This is a genomic window from Aquabacterium sp., from assembly GCF_036279675.1.
In the GTDB taxonomy this organism is placed as follows: domain Bacteria; phylum Pseudomonadota; class Gammaproteobacteria; order Burkholderiales; family Burkholderiaceae_C; genus Aquabacterium.
The window spans coordinates 22,031-46,523 of record NZ_DASUIS010000085.1 but is presented as its reverse complement, the minus strand read 5'-3'; the positions used below and the strand labels follow the sequence as shown (position 1 = coordinate 46,523).

General features: G+C 63.6%; 26 protein-coding genes. 9 read left to right on the top strand and 17 right to left on the bottom strand.

The genetic code is table 11. The features are described 5' to 3' along the window. Nucleotides 1-292 precede the first annotated feature (292 nt). The gene (locus tag VFW93_RS10625) at nucleotides 293-2,248 is read left to right on the top strand and encodes a S8 family peptidase (RefSeq protein ID WP_329693969.1); all 1,956 of its coding nucleotides are present in this window, start codon (nucleotides 293-295) and stop codon (nucleotides 2,246-2,248) included. Here VFW93_RS10625 and VFW93_RS10620 read toward each other — a convergent pair. The 15 genes from VFW93_RS10620 to flgB form a co-directional block, all read right to left on the bottom strand. Continuing rightward, entirely contained in the window at nucleotides 2,238-2,693 is a 456-nt protein-coding gene (locus VFW93_RS10620) for a flagellar basal body-associated FliL family protein (RefSeq protein WP_329693968.1), read from the bottom strand. The genes VFW93_RS10625 and VFW93_RS10620 overlap by 11 nt on opposite strands. 146 nt (nucleotides 2,694-2,839) lie before the next feature. Continuing rightward, complete coding sequence (locus tag VFW93_RS10615) at nucleotides 2,840-3,871, bottom strand: serine/threonine protein kinase (RefSeq protein WP_329693967.1); 1,032 nt, start codon at nucleotides 3,869-3,871, stop codon at nucleotides 2,840-2,842. A 15-nt stretch (nucleotides 3,872-3,886) separates the two neighbouring features. After that, nucleotides 3,887-4,216 (bottom strand): hypothetical protein, encoded by a 330-nt coding sequence (locus VFW93_RS10610; protein WP_329693966.1) that lies wholly within the window; start codon nucleotides 4,214-4,216, stop codon nucleotides 3,887-3,889. A gap of 129 nt (nucleotides 4,217-4,345) precedes the next feature. Beyond that, entirely contained in the window at nucleotides 4,346-5,551 is a 1,206-nt protein-coding gene (locus tag VFW93_RS10605; RefSeq protein WP_329693965.1) for an EAL and HDOD domain-containing protein, read from the bottom strand. A 27-nt stretch (nucleotides 5,552-5,578) separates the two neighbouring features. Continuing rightward, a complete protein-coding gene (gene flgL / locus VFW93_RS10600) occupies nucleotides 5,579-6,820 on the bottom strand; it encodes a flagellar hook-associated protein FlgL (protein ID WP_329693964.1) in 1,242 nt (413 codons plus the stop codon). 11 nt (nucleotides 6,821-6,831) lie between these two features. Then, nucleotides 6,832-8,607 (bottom strand): flagellar hook-associated protein FlgK, encoded by a 1,776-nt coding sequence (gene flgK, locus VFW93_RS10595; protein ID WP_329693963.1) that lies wholly within the window; start codon nucleotides 8,605-8,607, stop codon nucleotides 6,832-6,834. Nucleotides 8,608-8,627: 20 nt separating this feature from the next. Then, nucleotides 8,628-9,563: a flagellar assembly peptidoglycan hydrolase FlgJ gene (gene flgJ, locus VFW93_RS10590; protein ID WP_329693962.1), complete on the bottom strand. Its 936-nt coding sequence runs from the start codon at nucleotides 9,561-9,563 to the stop codon at nucleotides 8,628-8,630. Then, nucleotides 9,563-10,693: a flagellar basal body P-ring protein FlgI gene (locus VFW93_RS10585; RefSeq protein ID WP_329693961.1), complete on the bottom strand. Its 1,131-nt coding sequence runs from the start codon at nucleotides 10,691-10,693 to the stop codon at nucleotides 9,563-9,565. The genes flgJ and VFW93_RS10585 overlap by 1 nt, the downstream gene beginning before the upstream one ends. A 43-nt stretch (nucleotides 10,694-10,736) precedes the next feature. Beyond that, entirely contained in the window at nucleotides 10,737-11,405 is a 669-nt protein-coding gene (locus VFW93_RS10580) for a flagellar basal body L-ring protein FlgH (protein ID WP_329693960.1), read from the bottom strand. Between the two features lie 17 nt (nucleotides 11,406-11,422). Further along, nucleotides 11,423-12,205, bottom strand: a complete 783-nt coding sequence (gene flgG / locus VFW93_RS10575; RefSeq protein ID WP_329693959.1) for a flagellar basal-body rod protein FlgG — start codon at nucleotides 12,203-12,205, stop codon at nucleotides 11,423-11,425. A 46-nt stretch (nucleotides 12,206-12,251) separates the two neighbouring features. Then, nucleotides 12,252-12,980, bottom strand: coding sequence for a flagellar basal-body rod protein FlgF (gene flgF, locus VFW93_RS10570; RefSeq protein ID WP_329693958.1), 729 nt, complete (start codon nucleotides 12,978-12,980; stop codon nucleotides 12,252-12,254). Between the two features lie 35 nt (nucleotides 12,981-13,015). Beyond that, the gene (gene flgE, locus VFW93_RS10565; protein WP_329693957.1) at nucleotides 13,016-14,344 is read right to left on the bottom strand and encodes a flagellar hook protein FlgE; all 1,329 of its coding nucleotides are present in this window, start codon (nucleotides 14,342-14,344) and stop codon (nucleotides 13,016-13,018) included. 65 nt (nucleotides 14,345-14,409) lie between these two features. Beyond that, the gene (locus VFW93_RS10560; RefSeq protein WP_329693956.1) at nucleotides 14,410-15,066 is read right to left on the bottom strand and encodes a flagellar hook assembly protein FlgD; all 657 of its coding nucleotides are present in this window, start codon (nucleotides 15,064-15,066) and stop codon (nucleotides 14,410-14,412) included. Between the two features lie 39 nt (nucleotides 15,067-15,105). Continuing rightward, complete coding sequence (gene flgC / locus VFW93_RS10555) at nucleotides 15,106-15,516, bottom strand: flagellar basal body rod protein FlgC (protein WP_329693955.1); 411 nt, start codon at nucleotides 15,514-15,516, stop codon at nucleotides 15,106-15,108. Between the two features lie 32 nt (nucleotides 15,517-15,548). Then, nucleotides 15,549-15,986: a flagellar basal body rod protein FlgB gene (gene flgB, locus VFW93_RS10550; protein ID WP_329693954.1), complete on the bottom strand. Its 438-nt coding sequence runs from the start codon at nucleotides 15,984-15,986 to the stop codon at nucleotides 15,549-15,551. A gap of 114 nt (nucleotides 15,987-16,100) precedes the next feature. Between flgB and flgA the strand changes: the two genes are divergently transcribed. The 3 genes from flgA to VFW93_RS10535 all read left to right on the top strand — a co-directional run bounded on the left by flgA (nucleotide 16,101) and on the right by VFW93_RS10535 (nucleotide 17,810). Beyond that, nucleotides 16,101-16,985 carry a flagellar basal body P-ring formation chaperone FlgA gene (gene flgA, locus VFW93_RS10545; RefSeq protein WP_329693953.1) on the top strand — a complete coding sequence of 295 codons (885 nt, stop codon included), beginning with the start codon at nucleotides 16,101-16,103 and terminating at the stop codon, nucleotides 16,983-16,985. Between the two features lie 127 nt (nucleotides 16,986-17,112). After that, a complete protein-coding gene (gene flgM, locus VFW93_RS10540; protein ID WP_329693952.1) occupies nucleotides 17,113-17,406 on the top strand; it encodes a flagellar biosynthesis anti-sigma factor FlgM in 294 nt (97 codons plus the stop codon). Between the two features lie 8 nt (nucleotides 17,407-17,414). Next, nucleotides 17,415-17,810, top strand: a complete 396-nt coding sequence (locus tag VFW93_RS10535) for a hypothetical protein (RefSeq protein ID WP_329693951.1) — start codon at nucleotides 17,415-17,417, stop codon at nucleotides 17,808-17,810. Nucleotides 17,811-17,846: 36 nt separating this feature from the next. Here the strand turns inward: VFW93_RS10535 and recJ are convergent, their stop codons facing one another. Together recJ and VFW93_RS10525 are read right to left on the bottom strand one after the other, a co-directional pair. Continuing rightward, nucleotides 17,847-19,571: a single-stranded-DNA-specific exonuclease RecJ gene (gene recJ, locus VFW93_RS10530; RefSeq protein WP_329693950.1), complete on the bottom strand. Its 1,725-nt coding sequence runs from the start codon at nucleotides 19,569-19,571 to the stop codon at nucleotides 17,847-17,849. Between the two features lie 6 nt (nucleotides 19,572-19,577). Further along, nucleotides 19,578-20,585, bottom strand: a complete 1,008-nt coding sequence (locus tag VFW93_RS10525) for a hypothetical protein (RefSeq protein ID WP_329693949.1) — start codon at nucleotides 20,583-20,585, stop codon at nucleotides 19,578-19,580. A 44-nt stretch (nucleotides 20,586-20,629) separates the two neighbouring features. Here VFW93_RS10525 and VFW93_RS10520 point away from each other — a divergent pair, with 44 nt between their 5' ends. Genes VFW93_RS10520 through VFW93_RS10500 form a run of 5 tightly spaced genes read left to right on the top strand, consistent with a single transcriptional unit; the run spans nucleotide 20,630 to nucleotide 24,425 of the window. After that, the gene (locus VFW93_RS10520) at nucleotides 20,630-21,883 is read left to right on the top strand and encodes a lipoprotein-releasing ABC transporter permease subunit (RefSeq protein WP_329693948.1); all 1,254 of its coding nucleotides are present in this window, start codon (nucleotides 20,630-20,632) and stop codon (nucleotides 21,881-21,883) included. After that, nucleotides 21,876-22,661: a DUF2189 domain-containing protein gene (locus VFW93_RS10515; RefSeq protein ID WP_329693947.1), complete on the top strand. Its 786-nt coding sequence runs from the start codon at nucleotides 21,876-21,878 to the stop codon at nucleotides 22,659-22,661. Before VFW93_RS10520 ends, VFW93_RS10515 begins: the two co-directional genes overlap by 8 nt. 1 nt (nucleotide 22,662) lies before the next feature. Further along, on the top strand, nucleotides 22,663-22,872 hold the full coding sequence (locus VFW93_RS10510; protein WP_329693946.1) for a DUF2788 domain-containing protein: 210 nt from the start codon (nucleotides 22,663-22,665) through the stop codon (nucleotides 22,870-22,872). A 5-nt stretch (nucleotides 22,873-22,877) separates the two neighbouring features. Further along, nucleotides 22,878-23,558, top strand: a complete 681-nt coding sequence (gene lolD / locus VFW93_RS10505; protein WP_329693945.1) for a lipoprotein-releasing ABC transporter ATP-binding protein LolD — start codon at nucleotides 22,878-22,880, stop codon at nucleotides 23,556-23,558. A 21-nt stretch (nucleotides 23,559-23,579) separates the two neighbouring features. Next, nucleotides 23,580-24,425, top strand: coding sequence for a TatD family hydrolase (locus tag VFW93_RS10500; protein ID WP_329693944.1), 846 nt, complete (start codon nucleotides 23,580-23,582; stop codon nucleotides 24,423-24,425). Nucleotides 24,426-24,493 lie beyond the last annotated feature (68 nt).

Below are 24,493 nucleotides of genomic sequence, written 5' to 3'. Positions count from 1 at the left end.
GGAAGTTTTCCGGATTACCCTTGTAAGGATCCTTGTCAAAGCCCAATTCGGTGGGTTGGTGCATGCACTTATCCCCGGATCCTGTGGATAACCTTGTTGGCAAACTTGGGGGAACCCGGGTTCTCCCTGGGATGGGGACTGGTATGCCTTGAAATGAGGCAGTTTTGTGACGCTTGTCGCGTTTTGTCCGAAAAATGCCTGCATGGCACTCTGAGGCAGTTTGAGAGGTTGCGAGGTGATGGTGGTGTCGGTGCCTTGTGGAGCTTGGAAGTCATGGTGCGTGAGCGTGCTCATGGGGCTCATGTCGCTCGCGCATGCGGCCGATACCGAGGTGGCACGGGTCATTGTCAAACTCAAGCCCGATGCAACGGTGCTGCGCACGACCTTGGCCCAGGCGCAAGCTGTGGCGGACGGTGCATCTTCCAGCCATCCCATGGCGCGCCTGGGGGCCAGGCGCGGGTTGACTGTGGCGGATGGCCGAGCCCTTGGCAACCAGATGCACGTGGCGACGGCGCAAGGGCTCAGCTCGCAGGCCTTGGCGGCGTCGCTGTCCAAGGACAGTGATGTCTTGTATGCGGTGCCGGACCGCTTGAGAAAGCCGATGTCTTTCAGCGGCGCGCCGACTGATCCACTCTTTGCGGCGTCGGGTGGCAACCCCTATGTGCTGGAAGGTCAGTGGTATCTGCGCCAGAACAATGTGACCTTCAAATCGGCCACCAATGCGGCGTCGGCGTGGAGCAGCGCGACGGGCAATGGCGTGACCGTTGCCGTACTGGATTCCGGCGTGCGGTTTGATCATCCCGATCTGACCACCAAGCTGGAGTCCGGCTACAACATGATCAGCTATGCCTCGGTGTCGCAAGTCAACGGGGGCCGCAGTGCGGACGCGTCTGACCTGGGGGACTGGGTGGATGCGACCGATGTCAACAACGTCAACGCCGAGTTGCATGGCAATACAGGTTGCACCGAACAGGCCAGCAGCAGCTGGCATGGCACGAAGGTGGCCGGCATCATCGGTGCCGAGACGAACAATGGTGTGGGCATGGCTTCCATGGCACCTGATGTCCGCCTGGTGCCGGTGCGCGTGTTGGGCAAGTGCGGTGGGTGGGACTCGGACATCCTGGCCGGCATGCGCTGGGCTGCAGGTTTGTCTGTTCCCAACGTACCGGCAAACAGCCATCCGGCCAAGGTCCTGAACATGAGCCTGGGAGCGCCTGACGCGTGCCCTCAAACATACAAGGATGTGGTGGCCGAGTTGACTGCCTTGAACGTGGTGGTCGTGGTGTCAGCTGGCAACGACAACGGCTTGGCCGTGTCATCGCCTGCGAGCTGTCCAGGTGTGATTGCTGTAACCGGCTTGCGTCACACTGGCACCAAAGTGGCTTTCTCGTCGGTGGGGCCGGAGGTGAGCATCAGCGCCCCTGGCGGCAACTGTGTCAACGTGGGTGTGGGCCAGACCTGCCTCTACCCGATCCTGACGACGAGCAACACAGGGGTCACGGTGCCCATTGCCGACGGCGCGGGTGGCTCGACCTATTCCGATTCGATCAGCCATCCTTCTTACGGCACCAGCTTTTCGGCGCCTCAGGTCAGTGGGGCCGTGGCCCTGATGCTGGAAGCCCGGCCGACGCTGACGCCAGCGGCCGTACGGTCGTTGTTGATGGCGTCTGCGAGAACCTTCCCGACCTCTGGCAGTTCACCGGGCGTGGCCGCGTGCCACCTGCCCAATGGCGCCGTTCAGGACGAGTGCTATTGCACGCAGCTCACTTGTGGTGCAGGCATGCTGGATGTCAATCAGGCTGTTCAGCTTGCCTTGACCAATCCGGTCGCGGTGATTGCTCGCACGCCCGAGAGTGCCCAGCCCGGCCAGCCCATTCAGTTCAGCGGGAGTCAATCCATGGCGAGTCCCGGCGCGAGTACCATCGTGAGTTATCACTGGACGCTGCTTGACGGGGGCGGCATCGTCAACAGTTCCGGATGGGCGGCGGACAGCAGTCCGCTTGTGGTGTTACCCACTGCGGAGGGCATGTTCGAGATCCGTCTGACGGTGGTGGACGATCAGGGGCACGCTGCTTCGAGCGATCAATGGATCGTCGTGGGTCAACCCGGTACATCCAACACGGCGACAGCCAATTCAAGCGGTGGTGGTGGGGGGGGCGGCAGCGTCTCTGCACTTGACTTGCTGGCGCTGGCCTCGCTCTGGGCCATGGCAGCCCTTCGTACGCCGCGACGAGCCGTCAAGGCATGAGCATCAACTCTTCGAACGCGACGTTCTTGATGCGTTCGGGCAAGTCCTGTTCTTCCAGGTAGCCATTGAGAGCGGTGCGGATTGCCTTGCCGAACCGAGAGGCGCCACCCTCTTGTTGAAGATCGTCTCGGGTGGTGGATACGCCAGTGGCCTGGATCAGAGCCGTGAAGGCCGGCATGTGAGGTTCAAGTTCCGAGGCGTCTTTCTCGCTGCTCAGTTGCAGGTTGATCTTGATGTCGACCATGCGGCCATCAGACATCTGGGCCATGACTTTGGGTACAGCCAGCCAGGCCGGTTTCGGCTTGTCCTGATGCGGGCTCTTGCTGGTGAAGTGGGTATAGGCCCAGACACTGCCGCCCAGCACGATCACGACGATGCCAATGGCCAGCTCAAGCAGCCAGTCGCTGACGCCTGAAGTCGGTGATGGGGTTTCTGCCACGGCCATGCAAGGGGCTCCGCAATGATGACCGACGAACCTTACTATGCGGGCCCAGGGCCGCTGAAGGCCGACATCGGCGCAGGTGAGACAAAACGCACGCTGTTGGCCTCACCGAACCCGCAGGCCGTGTCTGCCTTGATGGATGACGCCAGTCAGTCGATCATCCAGGCCGGTCGGTCGTCCGGGGTCTGCATCACGTCAATCTGCTGGCGCAGCAGATCAACCTGCTGTTGCCAGTAGGTGCCCGATTCAAACCAGGGGAAGGCGGCCGGGAACGCCGGGTCATGCCAGCGGCGCGCCAGCCAGGCACTGTGATGGATGATGCGCAGGGTGCGCAGCGGCTCGATCAGCTTGAGCTCGCGCCAGTCGAACTCCGCGAAGGACTCATAGCCCTCCAGCAAGGCATGGAGCTGGACCTGGCGATCTTTCGGATCGCCGCTGAGCAGCATCCAGAAGTCCTGTACGGCAGGGCCCATGCAGGCATCGTCCAGGTCCACGAAATGGGGCCCGTCCGGAGTCCACAGGATGTTGCCGGGGTGGCAGTCTCCATGCAGGCGGCGCAGGCGCAGGCCATCAACGCGGTCAAAGGCTTGCTGACACAAGTCCAGTGCCTGGTCGGTCACGGCCAGCCAGTTGCCGCGCTGTTCAATGGGCAGGCTGTGCTCGCTGTCGGCCAGCCATTGGCGCGCTTGTCGACCGGTTTGCGCCACGCCCATGGTGGGGCGGTGCGCGAAAGGTTTCTGACCGCCCACCACGTGCAGGCGAGCCAGAAAGCGCCCCAGCCAGGTCAGCACCTCGGGATCTTCCAGTTCAGGGGAACGCCCCCCGCGTCGGTGACTGACCGCCACGCGGTGGCCTTTGTAATGCCCCAGCGTCGGCGGCGTACCCACCACGCTGGCGTCCTGCCCATTGGCCTGCAGCGACATCGGTGGCACCGCAGGCACTTCGGCGGCCACGAGTTCCTGGCTGAAGGCGTGTTCTTCCAGAATCTGGGCATCGCTCCAGCGGCCTGGGCGGTAGAACTTGGCGACCACGAACTGGCCACTGTCCAGGCCGATCTGAAAGACGCGGTTTTCGTAGGAGTTCAGCTGCAGCAGCCTGCCATCCACCTGCTGGCCCAGGGCCTCCAGGGCGTCCAGAACGAGATCGGGGGTGAGGTCAGCGTAAGGGGTGTCGGCGTGCATGCGCCATCTTACAGATCAGAGCTGCGTTTGCTGGCGGCCCCAGAGCACGAGCTGATCGTTGATGAGGTGCATGATCAGGCCACTGCCTGCCAGCTGAATGGCCAACTGACCAGCAGACAGCGAGATGTCCACGGCGTTGTCGGACGGGATGAGCGTCAAGGCCAGGATGGCGCCCGCAAAGGGCAGGCAGGCTGCCAGCGAGCCCGCGGTGAGTGCGCGCCAGCTGAGGTTGTGGCGGCGGCCGAATGCGCGCAGGACCCCCAGGCGCCATGCAGCCACGAAGAAGTTCGTGACCAACACGAAGGACAGGACCATGACACCGATGAGGGGGGCAAATGCATTCATAGTGGAGCCAGAGGATACTGACTTCACTCGCAATCGCCAAGGGTTAACCCGCAAGCAGGGGGGAGGCGCGCGTGAACAAGTTCACGCTATGCAAACGCCTTGCTGGATGCGCGATCGAGGACGTCCGGATCAGTCCAGTTGCGAGGCGTTGGCCATGGCCTTGATCACAGCGGAATTGATGTCGCCAAAGCTCATCATCAGGGCTTCGGCCGCATCCTTGATGTCATACACGCTGCTGCCCTCTATCGCTTGCACCAGCCGGAAATACGGCTCGTACGGGCCCGTGTTGTCGGCCAGGGCCTGATAGACCCGCTCGGGTACCGGGATGGTCTTGAGCAGTTCGCTGAACGGCTGCTGGAACATGCGATCCAGCAAGGAGAACACGCCGCAGATGAACAGCTCGTTGCGCATCTCGTCGTCGCCGCTGATGCGGGCGAGTTCTTCCATCAGCAGGCCACGGCGCACGGCGGCGTACATGACCGGCTTCATGTTCGGGTCCTTGCTGGCGGTGGCCAGCAGCAGGGCCAGCCAGCGCTTGAGACGCTGGTAGCCCAGGATCATGATCGCGTGCCTGAACGAGCTGATCTCCACGGACAGGCCAAAGGCTGGCGAGTTGATGTAGCGCATCAGCTTGTAGGCCAGTGGCGGGTCGCGCTTGAGCGTGGCTTCCAGGTCTTCGATGTCGTCCTGCTTGTGGACCTGGTCGATGAGCATCACGATGACCTGCAGGGCCGGTTGGTCTGCGGGTTTGTTGCCGGCCTTGATGACGTCGTCGATGGGCCAGCCCAGGACCGCTGCCGCACCTCGGCGGAAGCTGGTTTCCATGTCTGCCACGTTGCTGACGCCAGCCTGCACGTGACCGATGTGGCGAGGGATGCCCTCAGGTGCGACGCCTGCGCCACCCGTGGCCTGGTCAATGCGCCTGTCGTCTTCAAAGTCCACGATCGCGTACTTGAAGCAGGCCAGGACCTCGCGTGGCAGTTCCTGCAAGGGGCGGCCTTTGAGCAGCATGGTGCTGCCGTTGGCGTGAAGCGTGCACAAGGGATCGGCGTTGGTGGCGTCACAGGCCATGAAGGCGGGCACTTCCACCACGATGTGGGTGCCTGGCTGGGCGACGATCAGGTCGCGCAGCAGGGCTTCGTTGGCCACGTTGAGCCACAGTTGCGGGCCACCGGTCGGCCAGGCCTCGGCGAGCGCGTCCAGCAGCGAGCGTGGATCGAGTTGCGTATTGGGGTTGAGCGGAAAGACCGACAGGCGGGTGGCGATGACACTGCGATTGCGATCGATGACCGGGCAGTAGGCCAACGCGGTCTGACTGAGAATGGGGTGATCCATGTGGGGGGCCTGCCTTTACCCTTGGCGTTATCCGTTGATGTACTGGAACAATGACAGCTTCTGCACCGAGGCATAGCTCTGAAGTGCTGCCTGATAGCCGGTTTGTTGGTTCTGGAAACTGGAGATGGCCGAGACCATGTCCAGATCTTCCGCATTCGACTTCTCGGTTTGCGCGGCCAGCTTCAGATCGGCAATGCGGGATTCGATGCCATCCATCCGATTGAGCTGCTCGCCGACCGCGCTTTGTGCACCCTGGATGCTGCGCATGGCCGCGTCGATCTGCGTCATCCCGGAATTGACGGCCTGCATCACGGCGCCAGCGGGCTGATTGGTCGACTTCAGCGCCGCGATCGTGCTGTCCAGGCTGCTGAAGATGTTCAGGTTGTTCTGCGCTTCGGTGATGGCGAATGAATCGCCGTCGGCCGGGGCGCCGGTGATGGCCACGGACATGCCTTTGCCCGGGATGCCGATCTCCTTGCCGGTGTTGTAGGTCTGGCCGGTGGAGATGGGGTTGCCATCTTCGAGGATGTCGTAGGTGGTCGTGGAGCCCGTCACATGGAAGGCGACCGTGTAGGTGGGGCCGGGCTGCGTGGCGGCCGGGTAGGGCACCTGGGTGGGCGAGGCCACCGAGCCGGACGTGATCCAGGCGGTACCCGTGTTGGCGGTATTGGTGATGGTGTTGCCGGCGGCGGCCGTGTTGAACACGCCGTTGCCGGTCTTGCCTTTCAACCAGATCTGATCGCCGTCGATGCTGAGATTGAGGTGTTCGTCAGTGGAGGCCAGCGTTTCGCCGCCCTGGCCTTGGTAGACCACGCCGCTTGCCCCATCGACGAAGGGAGGGGATGACGACCCTTGCCCGCCAAAGACATAGCCACCACCGCCATCCGAGCGGTTGGCCACGGACAGCAGTTGATTACGGATGTCACTGAGCTTCATGGCCAGTGCCTTGCGCTCACCGTCCGAGTAGCTGCCGTTGCCCGCCGCCACGAGGGTCTCTCTGGCAGTCTGCAGCAGTTCGGTGGCATTGCCCAGGGCACCGCTGGCGATGTTCATCACGTTGCGGCTGGCATCCAGGGTGCGTTGGTTGGCGTCGTGTCGTGCCATGGAGGCCAGGGCGCGCTCGGCTCGTGCCGCGGCGGTGGGGTCGTCGCTGGCAACGTTGACGCGTTTGCCGGAAGTCAGTTGCTGCTGAGAGGTGCTCAGCTTCTGCTGACGCTCCTGCAGGTTGGCGATGGCCGTGTCATAGGTGTGGGCGGTAGCGATGCGCATGATCAATGTCCTCAGCCGGCAACTTGCAGCAATGTGGTGAACAGCGACTGGGCGACTTGCAGCACCTTGGCTGAAGCCTGATAGCTTTGCTGGAACTGGATCAGCCGCGCGGCTTCTTCGTCCAGGTTGACCCCGCTGGTACTGGTCAGCGTTTGCTGAGAGTTGTCCTGCAGGGTCTTGGAAATGCTGGCCGATGTTTCGCCGCTCTGCACGATCACGCCCAGGTTGCCGATCATCTGGGAGTAGGCATCCGTGACCGTGGCGTTGGAGACGCCATCCAGGGACACGATGGTCTTGTCACGCAGGCCCAGCATCGTCATGGCGTTGCCGTTGTTGCTGGACGGGTAGGAGGTGGTGCTGATCTGGATGGTGTCGCCAGCTTTGGGGACACCGGTGATGTTCAGGTTGAACAACTGCTGGCTGGGGGTGCTGTTGGCATCCTGATCGTTGATGGGCGAGCCCGCTGTCCAGCTGCGTGGTGGCGAGGTGTCCTTGTAGGGGGCACCGGTGCTGTCCACGAAGCGGTAGGTCAGCTTGGTCGGATCGCTCGCGTCGGTCTCGAAGACCACGGTCAAGGGGGAACCTGCCGTGGGTTTGGATGTGGCGGCATCCAGGGCGTTGGTCGTGGGCAGCGCCCGCACCATGTCAATGGTGTCGACCTTGACCGTGCCCTTGTTGGCTGTGCCTGGGATGGCCACCAGGGGGGCCGCTGCTGCGAGGCCCTTGGGTGCCGTCATGGCCAGCTTGATGTCGGTGGCACTGCCCGTGTTGATGAACAGCGGGGCACTGGCCACGGGGTTGCCTGTTGCATCGAAGGTGGTGAGCAGGTTCCCGTCGAGGTCCATGCCCAGGGCTTGCTGGGCATTGACGGCATCGGCGAAGTTGGCACCAAAGGTGTCAAGTTGCTGTTTGGTGGAAGCCAGATCACTGTCTTGAAACTGGATGAGCCCTTGCAGCACGCCGCCGGTCATCTGGCCACTGTCCAGAATGCGGTTGGTGCCATTGGTGGCCAGGGCGACTCGGCCCTGTTTCACATTGGCGGGGTCGCGCACGACAGTCAGCGTCTGAGCCTGGTTGCCCAGAACCAGCAACTGGCCGCCTCCCATGAACACACTGGTGGTGCCGTCATCGGCTTCAACCGTGTTGACCTGTACCTGCTCGTTGAGGTCCTTGATCAGTCGGTCTCGTTGATCCAGCAGGTCATTGGGCGCATGGCCCGAACCGGTGAATTTGGCGATGTTCTGGTTGACCATCGCGATCTGGCGGGTGAGGTCGTTGATCTGGCCTACCGAGGTGCCCAGGTCGGACACCACACCCGCTTGCAGGTCCTCGATCTGCTTGCCTGCCGTGTTCATGCGGCTGACCCACTCCTGTGCTCGCGACAGCGCCACCTGACGCGCGGAAATGTCTTGCGGCTGGTTGGCCACATCCACCATGGCGTTGAGCACCTGCGAGGCGGCGTAGCCCAGCCCGGTCTGGCCGGTGGGCAACACCGTTTCCAATTGCTTGAGTTTGTCGACGCGTGTCTGGTCGGCTGAGGCCCGTGCCGTGTTGGTGTTGAGTTCCTTGACCAGGAAGTCATTGGTCTGCCGGTTGACCGTGACCACTTTCACGCCGCGACCATAGAAACCGGCGCCGGTATAGAGCCCGCCTTCGGTGGCCAGTTCAACCTCCTGGCGCGAATAGCCTGGCGTGTTGACGTTGCTGATGTTGTGGGCAATGGTGTCCAGCGTGGACTGGCTGGCGAACATCGCCGTGGTGCCCAGAGAGAAGATGCCTGACCCCATGGTGTACTCCTGTCAGGCCGTCAGGTGACGGTCTTTTGCAGACGCAAGGTGGTGTTGATCACCTTGGTCAGCTTGTCTGCATAGGCTGGATCCGTGGCGTAGCCAGCCTTTTGCAAACCGTGGGCAAAGCCTTTCGCCGTGTCAGCCTGAGCGACAGTCTGACTGTAGCGCGGGCTCTGGCTGAGGAGCTTGGCGTGATCCTTGAAAGCCTCTTCATAGGAGTCATACGCACGGAATTTGGCGGTGACCTTGCGTGCCACGCCGCCGATGTATTCCGTGGTCGTGACCTCGGCTACCTTGCCCGTCCAGTTGGACGTGGCCTTGATGCCGAACAGGTTGTGGCTGGGCGTGCCATCCTTCATGCGGATCTCGTGCTTGCCCCAGCCCGACTCCAGTGCGGCCTGCCCCAGGATGTTGGAGGCGGGGATGCCTGTGGCCTGCTCGGCCGCCTGCGCGGCGGATTTGTGCTTGCGAACGAATCTTTCTGATGCGCTCAGACGCTTGTCGTCTTGCAGTGCACCTGCGGTACCGCTGGATGCCGTGGCGTTGGTGCTGTCCGTCTGGTAGTCGCTCATGCGGCTCATGGACATGTCACCGAACCCTTTGAGTGGGCTGCCTCTGCCGTCCTTGCTGGTGATGCCCAGCTGGCGCTCGAGCTGTTTGGTGATCAGATCGCTCAAGCCGCCTGGCAGGCCGGTCATCTGGTTGGCCAACTGGCTGTCGAGCATGTTGGTGCCCATCTCGGTGGCCGAGTTGTCCATCATGCCGCTGTTCATGGTGGTCGAGCGCATGCTCTTGACCAGTTCCTGCATGAACAGGCCTTCGAGTTGCCTGGCGGTTTCCTTGATGCCGGCCTGGGCATCCTTGCCGGACGTGGCCTTGAGGCGGTCCAGGGAACGAAGGTCCAGCGTCAGCCCGTTGGTGGGGCGATTGTTGGAGGAAGGGTTCAGGCTCATCAGATCACCTCCAGCTCGGCTTGGAGTGCGCCGGCCGCCTTCATGGCCTGCAGGATGGCCAGCAGGTCCTGCGGGTTGGCGCCAAGGGCATTCAAGGCCTTGACGACGTCAGTGAGTTTGGTGCCGTTGGGCAACTGGATCAGCAGACCAGGTTCCTGGTTGATGCGGATGTCGTTCTTCTCCGCCGCGACAGTCTGGCCTTGCGACATGGGGCTGGGCTGACTGATCACAGGTGTGGAGCTGATGGTGACCGACAGGTTGCCATGCGCCACGGCGCAGGGGCCAATGGTCACGGCCTCGTTGAGCACCACAGAGCCTGTTCGCGAATTGATCACCACGCGGGCCGCTGGTTTGGCCTTGTCGATGTTCAGATTTTCCAGATCGGCCATGAAGGCCACGCGCTCGCCTGGTTGGGAGGGCAGGTTGACGTTGACGGTGCGCCCGTTGATGGCTTCAGCCGTGCCGTTGCCCTTGCTCTTGTTGATCGCGTTGGCGACTTCGCGCGCCGTGTTGAAATCATCGGATTGCAGGTCGTACTGGATGGTGCTGCTTTGCATCCAGGGGGTGGGCACGCTGCGTTCGACGGTGGCACCAGAAGGAATGCGACCGGCGTTGAGCTGGTTGATTTGAACCTTGGCGCCGCCCGCCGTGGCACCCGCGCCGACGATGACCACGTTGCCTTGCGCCATGCCGTAGATCTGGCCATCGGCGCCTTTGAGCGGGGTGGCGATCAGGGTGCCGCCGCGCAGCGATTTGGCATTGCCCAACGACGACACCGTGACGTCCATGGCCTGGCCGGGTTGTGCGAAGGGGGGCAGGGTGGCGGTCACCATCACGGCGGCCACGTTCTTGACCTGCATGGCCACACCAGCGGGCACCGTGATGCCCATCTGTTGCAGCATGGCATTGAGGCTTTGCGCTGTGAAGGGCGACTGCGTGGTCTGGTCGCCAGTGCCGTCCAGGCCCACCACCAGGCCGTAGCCCATCAGCTGGTTGCTGCGCACGCCTTGAACGGCGGCGATTTCCTTGAGGCGCACGGCCTGGGCTTCGACCGGCCACCACAGTGCCGCGGAGGCTGCCAGAAAGGCCAGGCCAATCAGCAGTTTGAGGAGGCGATCCGAGATGTCCATGAGGCCGAAATCCTTTGGGGGTTCGGCTTCATTCTCGGGATCTTTAGAAGGGCGTAATGCTTAAAAAGAAGCGGGCAAGCCAGCCTATTCCCTGGGCATCCTGCTGCGCGCCGCGACCCATGTGCTCGATGCGCACATTGGCGATCTGGCTGGACAACACGGTATTGCCCGGTTGGATGCTGGCAGGGTCTATCTGGCCCGAGAAACGCAGGACGTCCACGTTCCTGGCGACGCCGATCTGCTTTTCGCCGGCCACGATCAGGTGCCCGTTGGGCAGGACCTCGGTCACGGTGGCGGTGATGGTGCCCGTGAAGTTGCCGGTGGCAGCGGTGCTGCCGGTGCCGTCGAACTTGTTGGTCGACGATCCTTCTGCACCCAGCTTGGCCACCTGATCCAGGCGCACCAGGGGTACCGCGCTGATGGTGCTGGCGACGCTGCCCTTTTTCTCGATCGAGCTGGTGGTTTCCTGCTTGGCCGAGGTGGCTTCGCTGATGTTGACGGTGATGATGTCACCCACCATGCGGGCACGGTGTGTTTCGTACAGAGGACGGTAGCCTCCGGCCTGGAAGATCGCACCATTGTTGATGGGCGCATAGGCCGCCGCAGAGGGGCGGGCCTGGGTGGGTTCGGCCACATCGACCTTCGGGGCCGTGGTGACGCAGCCGGCCAGCAGGGCTGGCAGGCTAATGAGAGGCAGGACCTTACGCAACATCTGGTGCAGCCTTCGCATCACATCTGACCCAGTTTCTGCAGCATCTGATCCGAGGTCTGGATGGCCTTGGAGTTGAGTTCGTAGGCGCGTTGGGTCTGGATCATGGTCACCAGTTCCTGCACCACGTTCACGTTGGAGGATTCGACGAAGCCTTGCGACAGTGTGCCCATGCCTTGCACGGTAGGCGCGCCGGTTTGCGGGGCGCCGGAGGCCGTGGTTTCGGCAAACAGGTTCTGGCCCTTGGGCTCCAGACCGGCCGGGTTCACAAAGGATGCCAACTGGATCTGGCCCAGGTTCTGGGGTGCCACTTGCCCGGGGATGGAGGCCGTGACCGTGCCGTCCTGACCGATGGTCAGGTTGGTGGCGTTGGCGGGCACGGTGATGCCCGGTTGAACCAGGTAGCCGTTGTTGGTCACCAGTTGGCCTTGTGCGTCCATCTGGAAGGCGCCATCGCGTGTGTAGCCGGTGGTGCCATCGGGCATGGTGATCTGGAAGAAGCCCTTGCCCTGGATCGCCAGATCCAGGTTGTTGGACGTCTGGGTGAGGGTGCCTTGCGTGAACTGGCGCGAGGTGGCCACGGCGCGCACGCCCAGGCCCACCTGCAGGCCCGTGGGCAGTTGTGTCTGTTCCGAGCTGTTGGCGCCGCTTTGACGCAGGCTCTGGTACATCAGATCCTCGAAGACCGCATGCGACTGCTTGTAGCCATTGGTGCCGCTGTTGGCCAGGTTCTGAGAGATGTGATCCAGCTGGGTCTGCTGGGCTTCCATGCCGGACTTCGATACCCACAGTGAGCGCATCATGGCGGTACTCCTTGGCGCAGCGCGCCGTCTCGAATCAATTCAGTGTTCAACTGCCGGACAGCAATTGCGCTGCGGCTTTTTCATCAGACTCGGCGGTCTGCATCATCTTCATCTGGGTCTCGAACTGGCGCGCCGCCGCGATCATCGACACCATGGTCTCGATGGGGTTCACGTTGGAGCCTTCCAGCGAGCCGTCTTGCACGCGTGCCGTGGCATCGGCGGGCAGTTCGCCGCCATCGGGGGCGCGGAACAGGCCGTCGTCGCCACGGATCAGCTTGTCTTGAGGGGTCACCAGCTTGAGCTTGCCCACACCCGTTGTCTTGCCATTGAGTGCCTTGGCGCTCACGGTGCCGTCAGGTGCGATGCTGGGCTCGGCGCCTGCCGGGATGGTGATGGGGCCGCCATCGCCCATGACGGGCAGGCCGCTGTGCGTGACCAGCATGCCTTCTGCGTTGACGGCAAAGGAGCCAGAGCGCGTGTAGGCCTCGGTCCCGTCCAGCGCCTGCACGGCCATCCAGGTCTTGCCTTGCGCCGCCACGTCCAGCGAACGGCCGGTGAAGGTGATGGGACCGGCACTGTCGTCGTAGCCCACGGTGGTTTCCAGTGAATACACGCGTGTGCTGGCGCCGTCCCCGCGAACGGGCACGGCACGCACGGCTTCCAGCTCGGCCCGAAAGCCGGTGGTGCTGACGTTGGCCAGGTTGTTGGACAACACGTCCTGGCGCTGCATGTTCATCTTGGCGCCAGCCATGCTCACGTAGATCATGCGGTCCATGTCTTACTCCTGCTCTCTGCCTGAGGCACTGCTCATCAACGCAGGTTCACCAGGGTCTGCTGGACCTGGTCTTCCGCCTTGATGGTCTGGGCATTGGCCTGGTAGGCGCGCTGGGCCACGATCATGTTGACCAGCTCGCCGGTGAGGTCCACGTTGGATTCCTCCAGGGCACCGGATTGCAGCAAGCCATACACGCCGGAACCCGGGGTGCCCAAGGGCAGCGGGTCGCCCGAGGCATTGGTGGGCTTCCATTCGTTGGCACCTACGGGCTGCAGGCCGTTGAGGTTCTTGAAGTCAGCCAGCTGCACGCGCGCAATCGCCTTGGACTGACCATTGGTGTAGCGCGCCTTCACGGTGCCGTCAGTTTCGATCAGGAAGTCCGACAGGTTGCCTTGTGCGTAGCCGCCACCGCTGAGGTCGGTCACGGCGTAGGAGCCGGAGTATTCCGTGGCGCCACTGATGTCCAGTGTCACGCCCGTCAGTGGCTGGCCGTTGTTACCGCCGGGGATCGAGGGAATGGTGAAAGTGGTGCCGGATGGCAGGGAGCCGTCCGCCTGGAAGGTGATGGTGGCCACGGGCACGGGCGCGCCATTGCTGTCCAGCGAGACCGAGGCGGCATTGGTGTTGCCGTCCGCACTCATGTAGACCTCCCAGGTGCCGCCGGTGCCGGGGTCGGGGGGTGTCTGGGTGGCGTCGCCAGGTGTGGCAGCTGCGGTCTTCTTGAAATAGTAGTTGATGGCAATCGGCGCGCCGTTGTCACCATAGACGGTTTGCGAGGTCACGAAGTTGTAGGACTTCGCATTGCTGAAGTCGGTTGGCGTGAGCACGAAGTTGCCGCTGGCATCGTTGGCACCCAGCAGGGCGGCACGGGCGTCCAGGTTGGCGGTCATGCTGATGGCGGTTGCCTTCTGGGGCGGGGAGCCATCGTTGGTCAACTGGATGGCGGTACCAGCGGGACCGGCCGGTGCGCCATTGGCATCCAGGGCCTGACCCAGCAACTGGTGCTTTTCGTTGTTGACGATGTAGCCGTCCTTGTCGCGCTTGAACTGGCCGTTGCGCGAATAGACGGTTTCACCTTGCGAGGTGCTCAGCGCAAAGAAGCCCCGGCCGTTGATGGCCAGGTCCAGTGCGTTGGCAGTGGTGCTGATGTTGCCCTGCGTGAACTGCTGGGCCACCGATGCCACGCGGGCGCCGATACCGATGCCGTTGCTGCCACCGCCACCCAGTGAGGCGGCATACATGTCGGCGAATTCGGCCCGTGAGGCCTTGGCGCCATAGGTATTGGAGTTGGCCACGTTGTTGCCGATCACCTCCAGATTCTTGGCGGAGATGTTCAGACCAGATAGTCCTTGCTGGAAACCCATGGTGATGTCCTTTCGGCGTTACTGCTGTGGCGTGGTGAAAATGAATCCGAGGTACAGGCCGCCCATCAGGACACGGCCTTGACTTTGCTGTAGGCGGTGCTGCCCGCATTGCGCAACTCGAGGGTGAGTGCGCCGTTCGTGTTGCTGACGGCATCGACCAGATCGCTCATCAGCGGGGTGCTGGCGATGGTCTTGCCGCCACTGGTGGCCGCTACCTTGAAGGTCAGGCCTTCGGTGCTGGTGCCACTGGGTGGCGTCCACTCGAAGGTTTGCTGGCCAGCAGCGACACCGCTTTGGGTGATCGTGTCGAGCTTGACGCCCGCAGCGTTGTAGATGTCCACCTGTACCGTGGAGGCGGCCGCAGCCAGGTCGTAGCCGCCCACACCATGTCCTGCGGTGTTGGTGGCCAGCTTGTTGCCTTCCATGATCACCTGATGGCCCACCAGGCTGGCGCCTTGCAGCATCTGCAACTGCGTCATGTTGGCGCTCATGGAGGTCATCGTCGTGTTCAGCTTGTCGATGCCGGTCACGGTGTTGATCTGGGCCATCTGGCTGGTGATCTGCGAGTTGTCGGCCGGGTTGAGCGGGTCCTGGTTCTGCATCTGCGTGACCAGGAGCTTGAGGAAGCGGTCCGATGCCTCGGACATGCTGTTCTTGCTGGCGGTCGATGTGGTGCTCGACGAGGTGCCCGATGTGGCGGTGTTGTTCGTGACGGTGGTCATGCGGTGTCCTGTTCTTCAGATGCCGTGTGCGGTCGGGGATCAACCGCCTTGGCCCATTTGCAGGGTCTTCATGAGCAGGGTCTTCGCCGTGTTCATGACCTCGATGTTGTTCTGGTAGGACCGGGAAGCCGAGATCATGTTGACCATCTCTTCCACGGTGTTGACGTTGCTGTAGGTCACGTAGCCGTCGGCATCGGCCTGCGGATGCTTGGGATCGTGCACACGGCGGCCGGGGCTGGCGTCTTCAGTGACCTGGCTGACGGTGACGCCAGCGGTGCCGACCTCACCCATCGGCGTGGTGGTGAACACGACCTGACGGGCCTTGTACGCGGCGCGATCGGGGCCGGCCACGGTATCGGCGTTGGCCAGGTTGGAGGCCACCACATTGAGGCGTTGCGACTGCGCGCTGACCGCGCTGCCTGCCACGTTGAAGATCTTGAACATCGACATGATGGTCTCCTGGAGTCGCCTGACTGGCCTGCTTATTGACCGGTGATGGCCGTGTTGAGCGTTCGAACCTGTGCGTTGATGAAACGCAGCGTGGCTTCGTAGCGCACGGTGTTGTCGGCGAAGTTGGCGCGTTCGCGGTCCATGTCGACGGTGTTGCTGTCGAGGTTGGTCTGCGAGGCGAGGGCGTAATTCATGTCGGGCTGTTCACGGCTGCCTGCGGGCTGCCCGTTGCGGTTCAGGTGCCCGGCGCTGGAGGCGGCCATGGTGAGCTTTGGGGCTTGCACACCGGCGTCACCGGCAGACGACTGACCGGTGGCCTGGCGCAGGGCCGTGGCGAAATCGAAATCGCGAGCGACGTAGCCGGGGGTGTCCGCGTTGGCGATGTTGCTGGCGATCAGGCGCTGGCGTTCCGACCGCAGCGCAAGCGCTTCGGACTGGAAGTTCAATGAGTCGGTCAATCGGTTCAGCATGGTCTGGGCCCTCCGGGGCTGTTCACTTCAGGCTGCCGGGTTCGCCGGGTGGTCTCCTGGGGAGGTGCACGACGAGGCAGCTTGTCTGGGATGTTGATCGGGTGGCGCCAAAACATGAGCCGAATAAGCGGCCGAATCGCCCTGCATTTCCCGTCCTTGCTGGATGGGCTGGCTTCGTACAGTCAACTCACCATGAAAACGCCCTTTGAATCCACCGCGCGCCTGCACACAGACATCGGCCTGGCTCCTGTCCAGTTCCTGGTGGCTGCACTCAGCTCCCTGCTGTGGGTAGGGCTGTGCGCCCTGGCTGCGCTGGGGGCCTCCGCGGCCCGCGCTCAGACGGCGGACATGGCGGGCTTGCAAACCCAGGTGACGTCGCTGCTCAAGCAGCAGGCGCTTCCCCAGGGCAGCAGCAGCGATGCCGCCATGCAAAAAAAAGCCTGGCGCGTTGAAGTGGCCCTGGGGCAACTGGATCCTCGCCTGAAGCTGGCGCCTTGCGACAAGGTCAAGGCCTACATGCCCGAGGGCGTGCAGATGTGGGGCAAGACCCGCGTCGGCCTGCGCTGTGAACAAGGCCCCGTGCGCTGGAACGTGTTCTGGCCGGTGACCGTCAAGGTCTGGGGGCAGGCCCTGGTGGCCGCCGTGCCGCTGCGTCCGGGCAACCCGATCGAGGCCAGCGACCTGCGTGTGGCAGAAGTCGACCTGGCCGAAAAGACCTCGCCTGCCGTCATCCGCCCCGCCGAACTGGTGGGCCGCTCGGTGATTCGTGGCGTGGAGGTCGGGCAGGCCATCCATCAGGATGACGTGAAAGCCCGCCGCTGGTTCTCCGCCGGTGACCCCGTGCGGCTGACAGTGCGTGGTGAAGGTTTTCAGATCGCGGCAGAAGGCACGGCGCTGTCCCCCGGGGATGAGGGTCAATGTGCCCGGATTCGCACCGATAACGGTCGGGTGATTTGTGGTCACCCGGTCGGGGATCGGCAAGTGGAGTTGTCTCTGTGAAACAGTTTCTTGCCAATTCGTCCCCCCTGCCTAGGGGGTTTGGGGTGTTTGGCATTAAAGTCGGTCAGCCCCGCGTCGATATCGCGGATGTGACCACTCGGTATCAACCGGGATCAAGGAGTACATCATGAAGATCGGCAACCCTTTAGACAAAGCGGTAGGTGGCGTCAGTCCGCGTACCGAGGGAGCCAGCACCGGCAAGACATCCTCGTCTTCCGGCAGTGTCAGCGAGAGTTCGAAAGTCACGCTGTCGACCGTCGCCTCCGGGCTGATTTCGGCAGCAGATGGCACTTTTGATGCGGACAAGGTGTCCAGCGTCAAGGAGTCCATCGACAACGGCACCTACAAGATCAACCCCGAAGTCATTGCCGACAAGCTGATCAGCAATGCCAAGGAACTGCTGCAAGGCAAGCAGGGCTGAGGTTGAACATGGCGCAAGTGGCTCCAGTCGGGGACGGCGTGTCTGCAGAGATGGGCGCTCATGTGGCGGACATCGAGGCGCGTCTGTCCGAGCTGGACAAGGCTTTCGCCACGGGTGATGGTGATGCCATCGCTCATCAGTCGCAGCAACTGCAGCGTACGCTGGCCGAGTCGCTGGTGGCGTTTCGCAAGGCCGAGCACGCCGGCTTGCGCCCGCTGGATGACGCGCTGCGTTTGCGCCTGAAACTGGCGCAGACACGTCTGCTGGCGCAGCAGGCGGCGGTGCACCGCGCCAACGCGTCCATCGACCGCACGCTCAAGGTGCTTTTCCCCACTGAGGAAAACAGCACCTACGGCAACCTGGGGCAGTCGCCCATCGCCAAGGCCCTCAACGCCTATCGTTGAGCCGGGCTGCATGCCGTCAACTGGCCCTCAGGCGGGTCAGGCAGGATCGACGGCGCCTTCCACCACGATCTGAACGCGCTGACGTCCCTGGAATTCATCCAGGCTGACGCGGTAGGCCAATTGGGTTCTGGCCGGCAACGGCTCCGTGCGTCCGAACCAGATACCGTCTCGCACCTGGCCTTGCACACGCAGGCTCAGCTTGAGATGGCGCTCGCCCACCAGGCGCTGGCCCAGCACTTCGGCCAGATCGCTGAAGACCGGCGCATCAAAGCCTGGCCCCCACACGGCGCTGTCGAGTTCGGCCACGGTTTCCGGTGTGAACCACTGGGCGTCCAGCGGGCCATCGGTGCTGATCTGGCGCAGCAGCAGGCTGGGATCCAGTCCTTCCTGGGCGATGCGGATCAGTTCGGCATCAAAGGTGTCGAAGTCTTCTTCGGCGATGGTGCAGCCAGCCGCCATGGCATGACCGCCAAAGCGTTTGAGCAGGCCAGGGTGGCGCTTGCTGATCACGTCCAGGGCATCACGCAGGTGAAAGCCGGGGATGGATCGGCCCGAGCCTTTGAGCAGGCCATCCTGGCCCAGGGCGAACACGAAGGTGGGGCGATGCAGTCGGTCTTTGAGGCGCGAAGCCACGATGCCCACCACGCCTTCATGAAAGTCCGGGTCGTAGATGGCCACGGCGGGTGGAGGCTCGTCTTCCGGCATCAGGTTTTCCAGCAACTGCTCGGCCTGCTCGCGCATGCCCGATTCGAGTTCGCGGCGTTCGCGGTTGATGGTGTCGAGCTGGCGGGCCAGGGCATCGGCACGGCCGGCGTCATCGGTGCTCAGGCACTCGATGCCCAGGCCCATCTCGGCCAGGCGGCCGGCGGCGTTCACGCGAGGGCCCAGCGCAAAGCCGAAATCCTGGCTGGTGGCTTTCTTCGGGTCGCGGCCCGCAGCGGTGAACAGCGCGGCGATGCCCGGTTGCATGCGCCCGGCGCGGATGCGCTTGAGGCCTTGGGCCACCAGGCGGCGGTTGTTGTCATCGAGCTTGCCGACGTCAGCGATGGTGCCCAGGGCGACCAGATCCAGCAGGTTGTCGATGCGGGGCTGGTTGGCGGCGTCGAACACGCCGCGCTGGCGCAACTCGGCGCGCAGGGCCAGCAGCACGTAGAACATCACGCCCACGCCGACCAGGGCCTTGCTGGCAAAGGCGCAGCCGGGCTGATTGGGGTTCACGATCACATCGGCTTCGGGCAGGCTGACCTGGCCGTCGTCCAGCACCACGGGCAAGTGGTGGTCGGTGATGATCACCTTGAGGCCTTGCTCGCGGGCACGGCGCACCGCTTCATGGCTGGCCATGCCGTTGTCCACCGTCACGAGCACATCGGCTTGTTTGGCGCGCACCATGTCCACGATGGGGGGCGTCAGGCCATAGCCGTGCACGGCGCGGTCTGGCACCACGAAGCTGACCTGATCCAGGCGGGCGCCCAGCATCTTCAGGCCACGCAGGCCCACGGCGCAGGCGGTGGCACCGTCGCAGTCGTAGTCGGCCACGATGCAGATGCGCTGGCCTTGCTGGATGGCGTCGGCCAGGAGCGTGGCCGCCTGGGTGGCGCCTTTCAGGTCGCCGGGGGAGAGCAGGCGGGCCGGGCTGTCATCAAGCTCTTCGGCCGTGCGCACGCCGCGGGAGGCAAACAGGCGGGCCAGCAGGGGGTGGACGCCGGCTTGTTCCAGGGTCCAGGCAGCACGGGGAGGGACCTCTCGGGCAGTGATTTTCATGGGGGCTTACAGGCTGTTGAGCAGGGGCACAGGGTCGCTGCCACTGCCGGATGAGGTCAGGCGCTTCAGAGATTGCCACAGTCTGGCGCTCAGGCCTGTGGCAGGTACCGGCGCAAAGGTCGCGGCATGGCGTTCGCCGCACAGTGTCAACTGGATGGCCTGCCCGGCATCGAGCGCATCGCTCATGTCTTTCAGCACGGTGGCGTCCACACTCGCCCAGGCTTCGAGCCACAAAGGCATGTCGTCAGCCAGCATGGGCGCGCGCAGGTCGTTGACCAGTATCACCTCCTGTGGCCATGTCACGCTGTGGGGCACGGCGCCACAGCCGCTCAGCCAGAAGGAGTTGACGGTGGCCAGCCCCTGCGCCTCGCGCGCGTCGTTGACAGGGTGCTGGTAGAGCAGCATCTGCACCTCGCTTTGCAGGCGGCGCACCATGCGGGCCTCGCTGTGGTCGGTCAGCCAGAGATCCGGGTTGCGGCCGATGACGCGGTCCAACGAGGCCGTCGGCAGGCCGCTCAGCGACGGATGGGCGGCATACCAGCGTTGGGCCGATCCCCACAGCAGGGTCCAGCCATCTTCCTCGAACAATGGCCGGATGGCGTCAAACACGGTTCGGGATTCAGCCTCGCTGAGGCCGAGCGTGGCCGGGTCCAGCAGGGTGAGATGGTCTCGGCCCATCAGCCAGTGGCCAGGACTGAGCATGCCCCAGGTCTTGCCCGCCTCCAGCACCAGGCCATCCTGGGCTGCCCACCAGCTGGCCCAGGGCATCAGGCCGTCCGAATCAGGCCAGCCCATGGCACGGGCCAGCACGCGCTCGTGGGGCATGGACAGCGCGTACTCATCCCCCTCGATGCGCTGCACTTCCTGCAACTGGCTCAGCACGCGGCGCAGGTGAGGCAGGGCGTTGTCCGCCGCCAGCCGGGGCAGCGCGTGCTGACAGGGCTCGGACAGGCTGGCGGCGAAAGGCACGATCCAGTGCTTGATTGGCTTGGATGACACAGTGGGCAGACTCATTCGGGTTCAGGGCGTGATTATCAAGTGGGTACACTCCTCACATCATGAATCTGCCTTTTGAGTGGCGAATCGGGTGGCGATACACCCGCGCCAGCCGTACGACACGACGCAACGGCTTCATTTCTTTCATTTCCGGGGTGTCCGTGCTTGGCATTACGCTGGGTGTGGCCGCCTTGATCATCGTGCTGTCGGTGATGAACGGCTTCCAGAAGGAAGTGCGCGACCGCATGCTGTCCGTGGTCGCCCACATCGAGTTGTACGACGCCCGTGGCGGCGCCCTGGCCGACTGGCACGTGCTGGCCGAGCAGGCCCGCCGCAACCCCGCCGTGATCGGTGCGGCACCTTTCATCCCCGCTCAGGCCCTGATCGCACGAGGTGACGACATGCGCGGCGCCCTGGTTCGCGGCATCGTGCCTTCCGAGGAGGTGGCCGTGACCCCCTTGGCCGCAGCCATGAAGGATACCTTCGCCCGTCTGACCCCAGGTGGCTGGGGTGTGGTGATCGGCGTCGAGATGGCGCGCAGCCTGGGCATCCGCGAGGGTGATCCGCTCACCGTGGTGGCGCCCAGTGGCCAGATGACGCCTGCGGGCGTGGTGCCGCGTCTCAAGCAGGTGACCGTGGTGGGCGTGTTCAATGCCGGCCATTATGAATACGACAGCAGCCTGGTGCTGATGCATGCGGATGACGCGGCCAAGCTGTTTCGCACCGGTGGCGTGACGGGGGTGCAACTCAAGCTCATGGATGCGCAAATGGCGCGTCGGGTGGGCAACGAGCTGGCCAATTCGCTGGGCTCCGACGTGATCGTGCGTGACTGGACCCACACCAACCGCGCCTGGTTCGATGCGGTGCAGGTCGAAAAGCGCATGATGTTCATCATCCTCACGCTGATCGTGGCCGTGGCAGCGTTCAACCTCGTGTCCACCCTGGTGATGACCGTGACCGACAAGCGCGCCGACATCGCCATCCTGCGCACCCTGGGCGCCAGCCCGCGTTCGATCATGGGGATCTTCATGGTGCAGGGTGCCATGTCGGGCGTGCTGGGTACGCTGGGCGGCCTGGGGCTGGGCCTGCTGGTGGCCTTCAACCTGGATGTCATCGTGCCGGCCATCGAGCACCTGCTGGGCGTGAGTTTCCTGCCGGGCAGCATCTACCTGATCTCCAAGATGCCCTCCGACCCGCAATGGGGCGACATCATCCCCATTGGTTTGATCTCACTGGTTCTGTCCCTGGCTGCCACGCTGTACCCCAGCTGGCGCGCCAGCCGTGTTCAACCTGCCGAGGCCTTGCGATATGAGTGACATCCTGCCTGCTCAAGACCGTCCGCTGCGTGTTCGCAAGGTGCATTCCTTGCGCACCTTCATCTGGCTGGCCCGTGGGTGGAGTGACTTCATGGACGCGCCGCTGGTGGGCCTGGCTCACGGTGTGGTCATGGGCGCGTTTGGCGGGCTGATGCTGATGCTGGCCTGGGACCGTTTCTGGATCCTGGCTGGTGCCATGTCGGGTTTCCTGATGGTGGCGCCGATTCTGTCCACTGGCATGTATGCCGTCAGCCGCGCCCTGCTGCGCAATGAGCCTGCGGGCTTCGAGGCCGTGTGGGCCGTGTGGGCGTCCATGGACCGTCGCCTCGTCAAGTTCGGCATCTTGCTGACCGCACTGGGCACCGGGTGGGTCATGACCTCGGCCGCGCTGATCACTTTGGGCGTCAAGCCGCCCGTGACCACGCCGACCGATTTCCTGCTGCGCGTGGTGATGGCGCCCAATCCGGGGTTTTTCGAGATCTGGTTGCTGGTAGGGGGCGTGATGGCTGCACCAGTCTTTGCGTCCAGCGTCGTGGCCATTCCGCTGCTGGTGGACCGCAAGGTGAGCGTACCGCGTGCCGTGCTGACCAGCTGGCGCGCCGTGATGGCCAACCCGATCTGCATGAGCACCTGGGCGGCGATCGTGATGTCGCTGAGCCTGCTGGGGTTGTGCACCATGATGTTTGGTTTGATTCTGGTGATACCTGTTCTGGGCCATGCCACCTGGCATGCGTACCGCGATCTGGTGGTTCGCGAGACAGGCGGGGAAGCGGTTTGATATGTTTGGTCTGAACGAAGAGCAGATTGCTCAACTGGGGCTGACCGTTGGCGTGGGCGGCTTCATCCTCTACATGTTCTTCATCATCTTGCAGCTGGCGCGTGAATCAAAGGCTGGCAAGTTCGGCACCTTCATGCTGTTTCTGGTGCTTGGCTTCGGCATGTTGGGGTTCATCGCCAAGAACGTCCTTGTGTGGTTGCTCCACATCTGATCGGCATGACTGACGCATTGATTCTGGAAGCCCAAGGGCTGGTAAAGCGGTTCCAAGAAGGTCCGCTGGATGTGAGCATCCTGCAAGGCGTGGACCTGAGCGTGACGCGTGGTGAAACGGTGGCCATCGTGGGCGCATCGGGTTCCGGCAAGAGCACCATGCTGCACTTGCTGGGCGGGCTGGATTCGCCCACCAGTGGCCGTGTGCGCTTGATGGGACAGGACCTCGGTGCCATGAATCCGGCTCAACAAGGGGCCTGGCGCAATCAGCATCTGGGCTTCATCTACCAGTTCCATCACCTTCTGCCCGAGTTCACCGCGCTGGACAACGTGGCCATGCCCCTGCTGATTCGCCGCATGCCGCAAGAGCAGGCGCGTGAGCAGGCCCGTGGCTGGCTGGACCGTGTGGGTTTGCTCAACCGTGTCGAGCACCGACCATCCGAGTTGTCTGGCGGTGAACGCCAGCGTGTGGCCGTGGCGCGTGCGCTTGTCACGCAGCCGGCCTGCATCCTGGCCGACGAACCCACCGGCAACCTGGACCGCAACACAGCCGACATCGTGTTCGACTTGATGCTGCAACTGGCAGCCGATCAAGGGACGGCCGTGATCATGGTGACCCACGATTCGGCCTTGGCCGAGCGCTGTGCGCAGCGCCATCGCCTCGTCAACGGGCGTTTCGCGGACTGATCCCCTTCAAGGAGGCAGCGCATGTGGCTGGACACGCACTGTCATCTGGATGCGCCGGAATTCGACACCGATCGGGCAGACGTGATCTCGCGTGCCTGGGGCTCGGGTGTGGGGCTCATGGTGGTACCCGCCGTGTCTGCCGCCACTTTCCAAACCAGTCGTGACGCAGCGCTGCAGTGCCATGGCGCCTATGCCCTGGGCATCCACCCGCTGTATGTGCGCCAGGAGCCCGAAGAAGCGGCTCTTCAAGCGCTGGCCTCCGCCTTGAAAGCCTGGCGGGACGACCCACGTCTCGTGGCCGTGGGGGAAATCGGCCTGGACCATTTCGTGCCTGAGTTGCAGGACGAGGCCGGCAAGGCCTTGCAAGAGCGCATGTACGCGGCTCAACTGGAGCTGGCCGTGGCGGCAGGGCTTCCCGTGATCCTGCATGTGCGTCGCAGTGCCGACGGTCTGCTCAAGCACCTCAGGCGACTGCGGGATGCCGGGCGCCCGGTGGCAGGGGGCATTGCCCACGCCTTCAACGGCAGCGATCAACAGGCGCAGGCCTTTCTGGACCTGGGCTTCAAACTGGGCTTTGGTGGTGCGATGACCTTCGAGCGTGCCTTGCAGATCCGCCGTCTGGCTGCCAGCCTGCCCGACGACGCCATCGTGCTGGAAACCGATGCGCCGGACATCCCGCCCCATTGGCTGTATCGGACCGCACAGGCCAGGGCAGAGGGGGCGCGCAGCCGCAACGAGCCGGCCGAGCTGCCTCGCATTGCGCAGTCGCTGGCCGACTTGCGCGGCTGGAGCCTGGCCCGCACGCAATCACAAACCACGGCCAACGCACTGGAAGCCTTGCCCGGATTGGCCGCGTTGATGGCGTGAATGGGCCGCCGGTCCATTGTGGTTTTCACGAGGGGCAGGTCTGTTTGCACAAATGTGGTGCCCCGCGG

Excerpts from the sequence above, each read along its gene's own strand:
- VFW93_RS10585 (WP_329693961.1), bottom strand. The coding sequence starts at position 10,693 with ATGGACATCTCGGATCGCCTCCTCAAACTGCTGATTGGCCTGGCCTTT.
- lolD (WP_329693945.1), top strand. The coding sequence starts at position 22,878 with ATGACTGACGCATTGATTCTGGAAGCCCAAGGGCTGGTAAAGCGGTTC.
- flgL (WP_329693964.1), bottom strand. The coding sequence starts at position 6,820 with ATGCGCATCGCTACCGCCCACACCTATGACACGGCCATCGCCAACCTG.
- VFW93_RS10510 (WP_329693946.1), top strand. The coding sequence starts at position 22,663 with ATGTTTGGTCTGAACGAAGAGCAGATTGCTCAACTGGGGCTGACCGTT.
- flgG (WP_329693959.1), bottom strand. The coding sequence starts at position 12,205 with ATGATGCGCTCACTGTGGGTATCGAAGTCCGGCATGGAAGCCCAGCAG.
- flgM (WP_329693952.1), top strand. The coding sequence starts at position 17,113 with ATGAAGATCGGCAACCCTTTAGACAAAGCGGTAGGTGGCGTCAGTCCG.
- flgE (WP_329693957.1), bottom strand. The coding sequence starts at position 14,344 with ATGGGTTTCCAGCAAGGACTATCTGGTCTGAACATCTCCGCCAAGAAT.
- VFW93_RS10610 (WP_329693966.1), bottom strand. The coding sequence starts at position 4,216 with ATGAATGCATTTGCCCCCCTCATCGGTGTCATGGTCCTGTCCTTCGTG.
- VFW93_RS10625 (WP_329693969.1), top strand. The coding sequence starts at position 293 with ATGGGGCTCATGTCGCTCGCGCATGCGGCCGATACCGAGGTGGCACGG.
- VFW93_RS10560 (WP_329693956.1), bottom strand. The coding sequence starts at position 15,066 with ATGACCACCGTCACGAACAACACCGCCACATCGGGCACCTCGTCGAGC.
- VFW93_RS10500 (WP_329693944.1), top strand. The coding sequence starts at position 23,580 with ATGTGGCTGGACACGCACTGTCATCTGGATGCGCCGGAATTCGACACC.
- VFW93_RS10515 (WP_329693947.1), top strand. The coding sequence starts at position 21,876 with ATGAGTGACATCCTGCCTGCTCAAGACCGTCCGCTGCGTGTTCGCAAG.
- flgC (WP_329693955.1), bottom strand. The coding sequence starts at position 15,516 with ATGTCGATGTTCAAGATCTTCAACGTGGCAGGCAGCGCGGTCAGCGCG.
- VFW93_RS10525 (WP_329693949.1), bottom strand. The coding sequence starts at position 20,585 with ATGAGTCTGCCCACTGTGTCATCCAAGCCAATCAAGCACTGGATCGTG.
- flgA (WP_329693953.1), top strand. The coding sequence starts at position 16,101 with ATGAGCCGAATAAGCGGCCGAATCGCCCTGCATTTCCCGTCCTTGCTG.
- VFW93_RS10620 (WP_329693968.1), bottom strand. The coding sequence starts at position 2,693 with ATGGCCGTGGCAGAAACCCCATCACCGACTTCAGGCGTCAGCGACTGG.
- VFW93_RS10535 (WP_329693951.1), top strand. The coding sequence starts at position 17,415 with ATGGCGCAAGTGGCTCCAGTCGGGGACGGCGTGTCTGCAGAGATGGGC.
- flgJ (WP_329693962.1), bottom strand. The coding sequence starts at position 9,563 with ATGAGCCTGAACCCTTCCTCCAACAATCGCCCCACCAACGGGCTGACG.
- VFW93_RS10605 (WP_329693965.1), bottom strand. The coding sequence starts at position 5,551 with ATGGATCACCCCATTCTCAGTCAGACCGCGTTGGCCTACTGCCCGGTC.
- flgF (WP_329693958.1), bottom strand. The coding sequence starts at position 12,980 with ATGGACCGCATGATCTACGTGAGCATGGCTGGCGCCAAGATGAACATG.
- flgK (WP_329693963.1), bottom strand. The coding sequence starts at position 8,607 with ATGGGGTCAGGCATCTTCTCTCTGGGCACCACGGCGATGTTCGCCAGC.
- VFW93_RS10615 (WP_329693967.1), bottom strand. The coding sequence starts at position 3,871 with ATGCACGCCGACACCCCTTACGCTGACCTCACCCCCGATCTCGTTCTG.
- flgB (WP_329693954.1), bottom strand. The coding sequence starts at position 15,986 with ATGCTGAACCGATTGACCGACTCATTGAACTTCCAGTCCGAAGCGCTT.
- VFW93_RS10520 (WP_329693948.1), top strand. The coding sequence starts at position 20,630 with ATGAATCTGCCTTTTGAGTGGCGAATCGGGTGGCGATACACCCGCGCC.
- recJ (WP_329693950.1), bottom strand. The coding sequence starts at position 19,571 with ATGAAAATCACTGCCCGAGAGGTCCCTCCCCGTGCTGCCTGGACCCTG.
- VFW93_RS10580 (WP_329693960.1), bottom strand. The coding sequence starts at position 11,405 with ATGTTGCGTAAGGTCCTGCCTCTCATTAGCCTGCCAGCCCTGCTGGCC.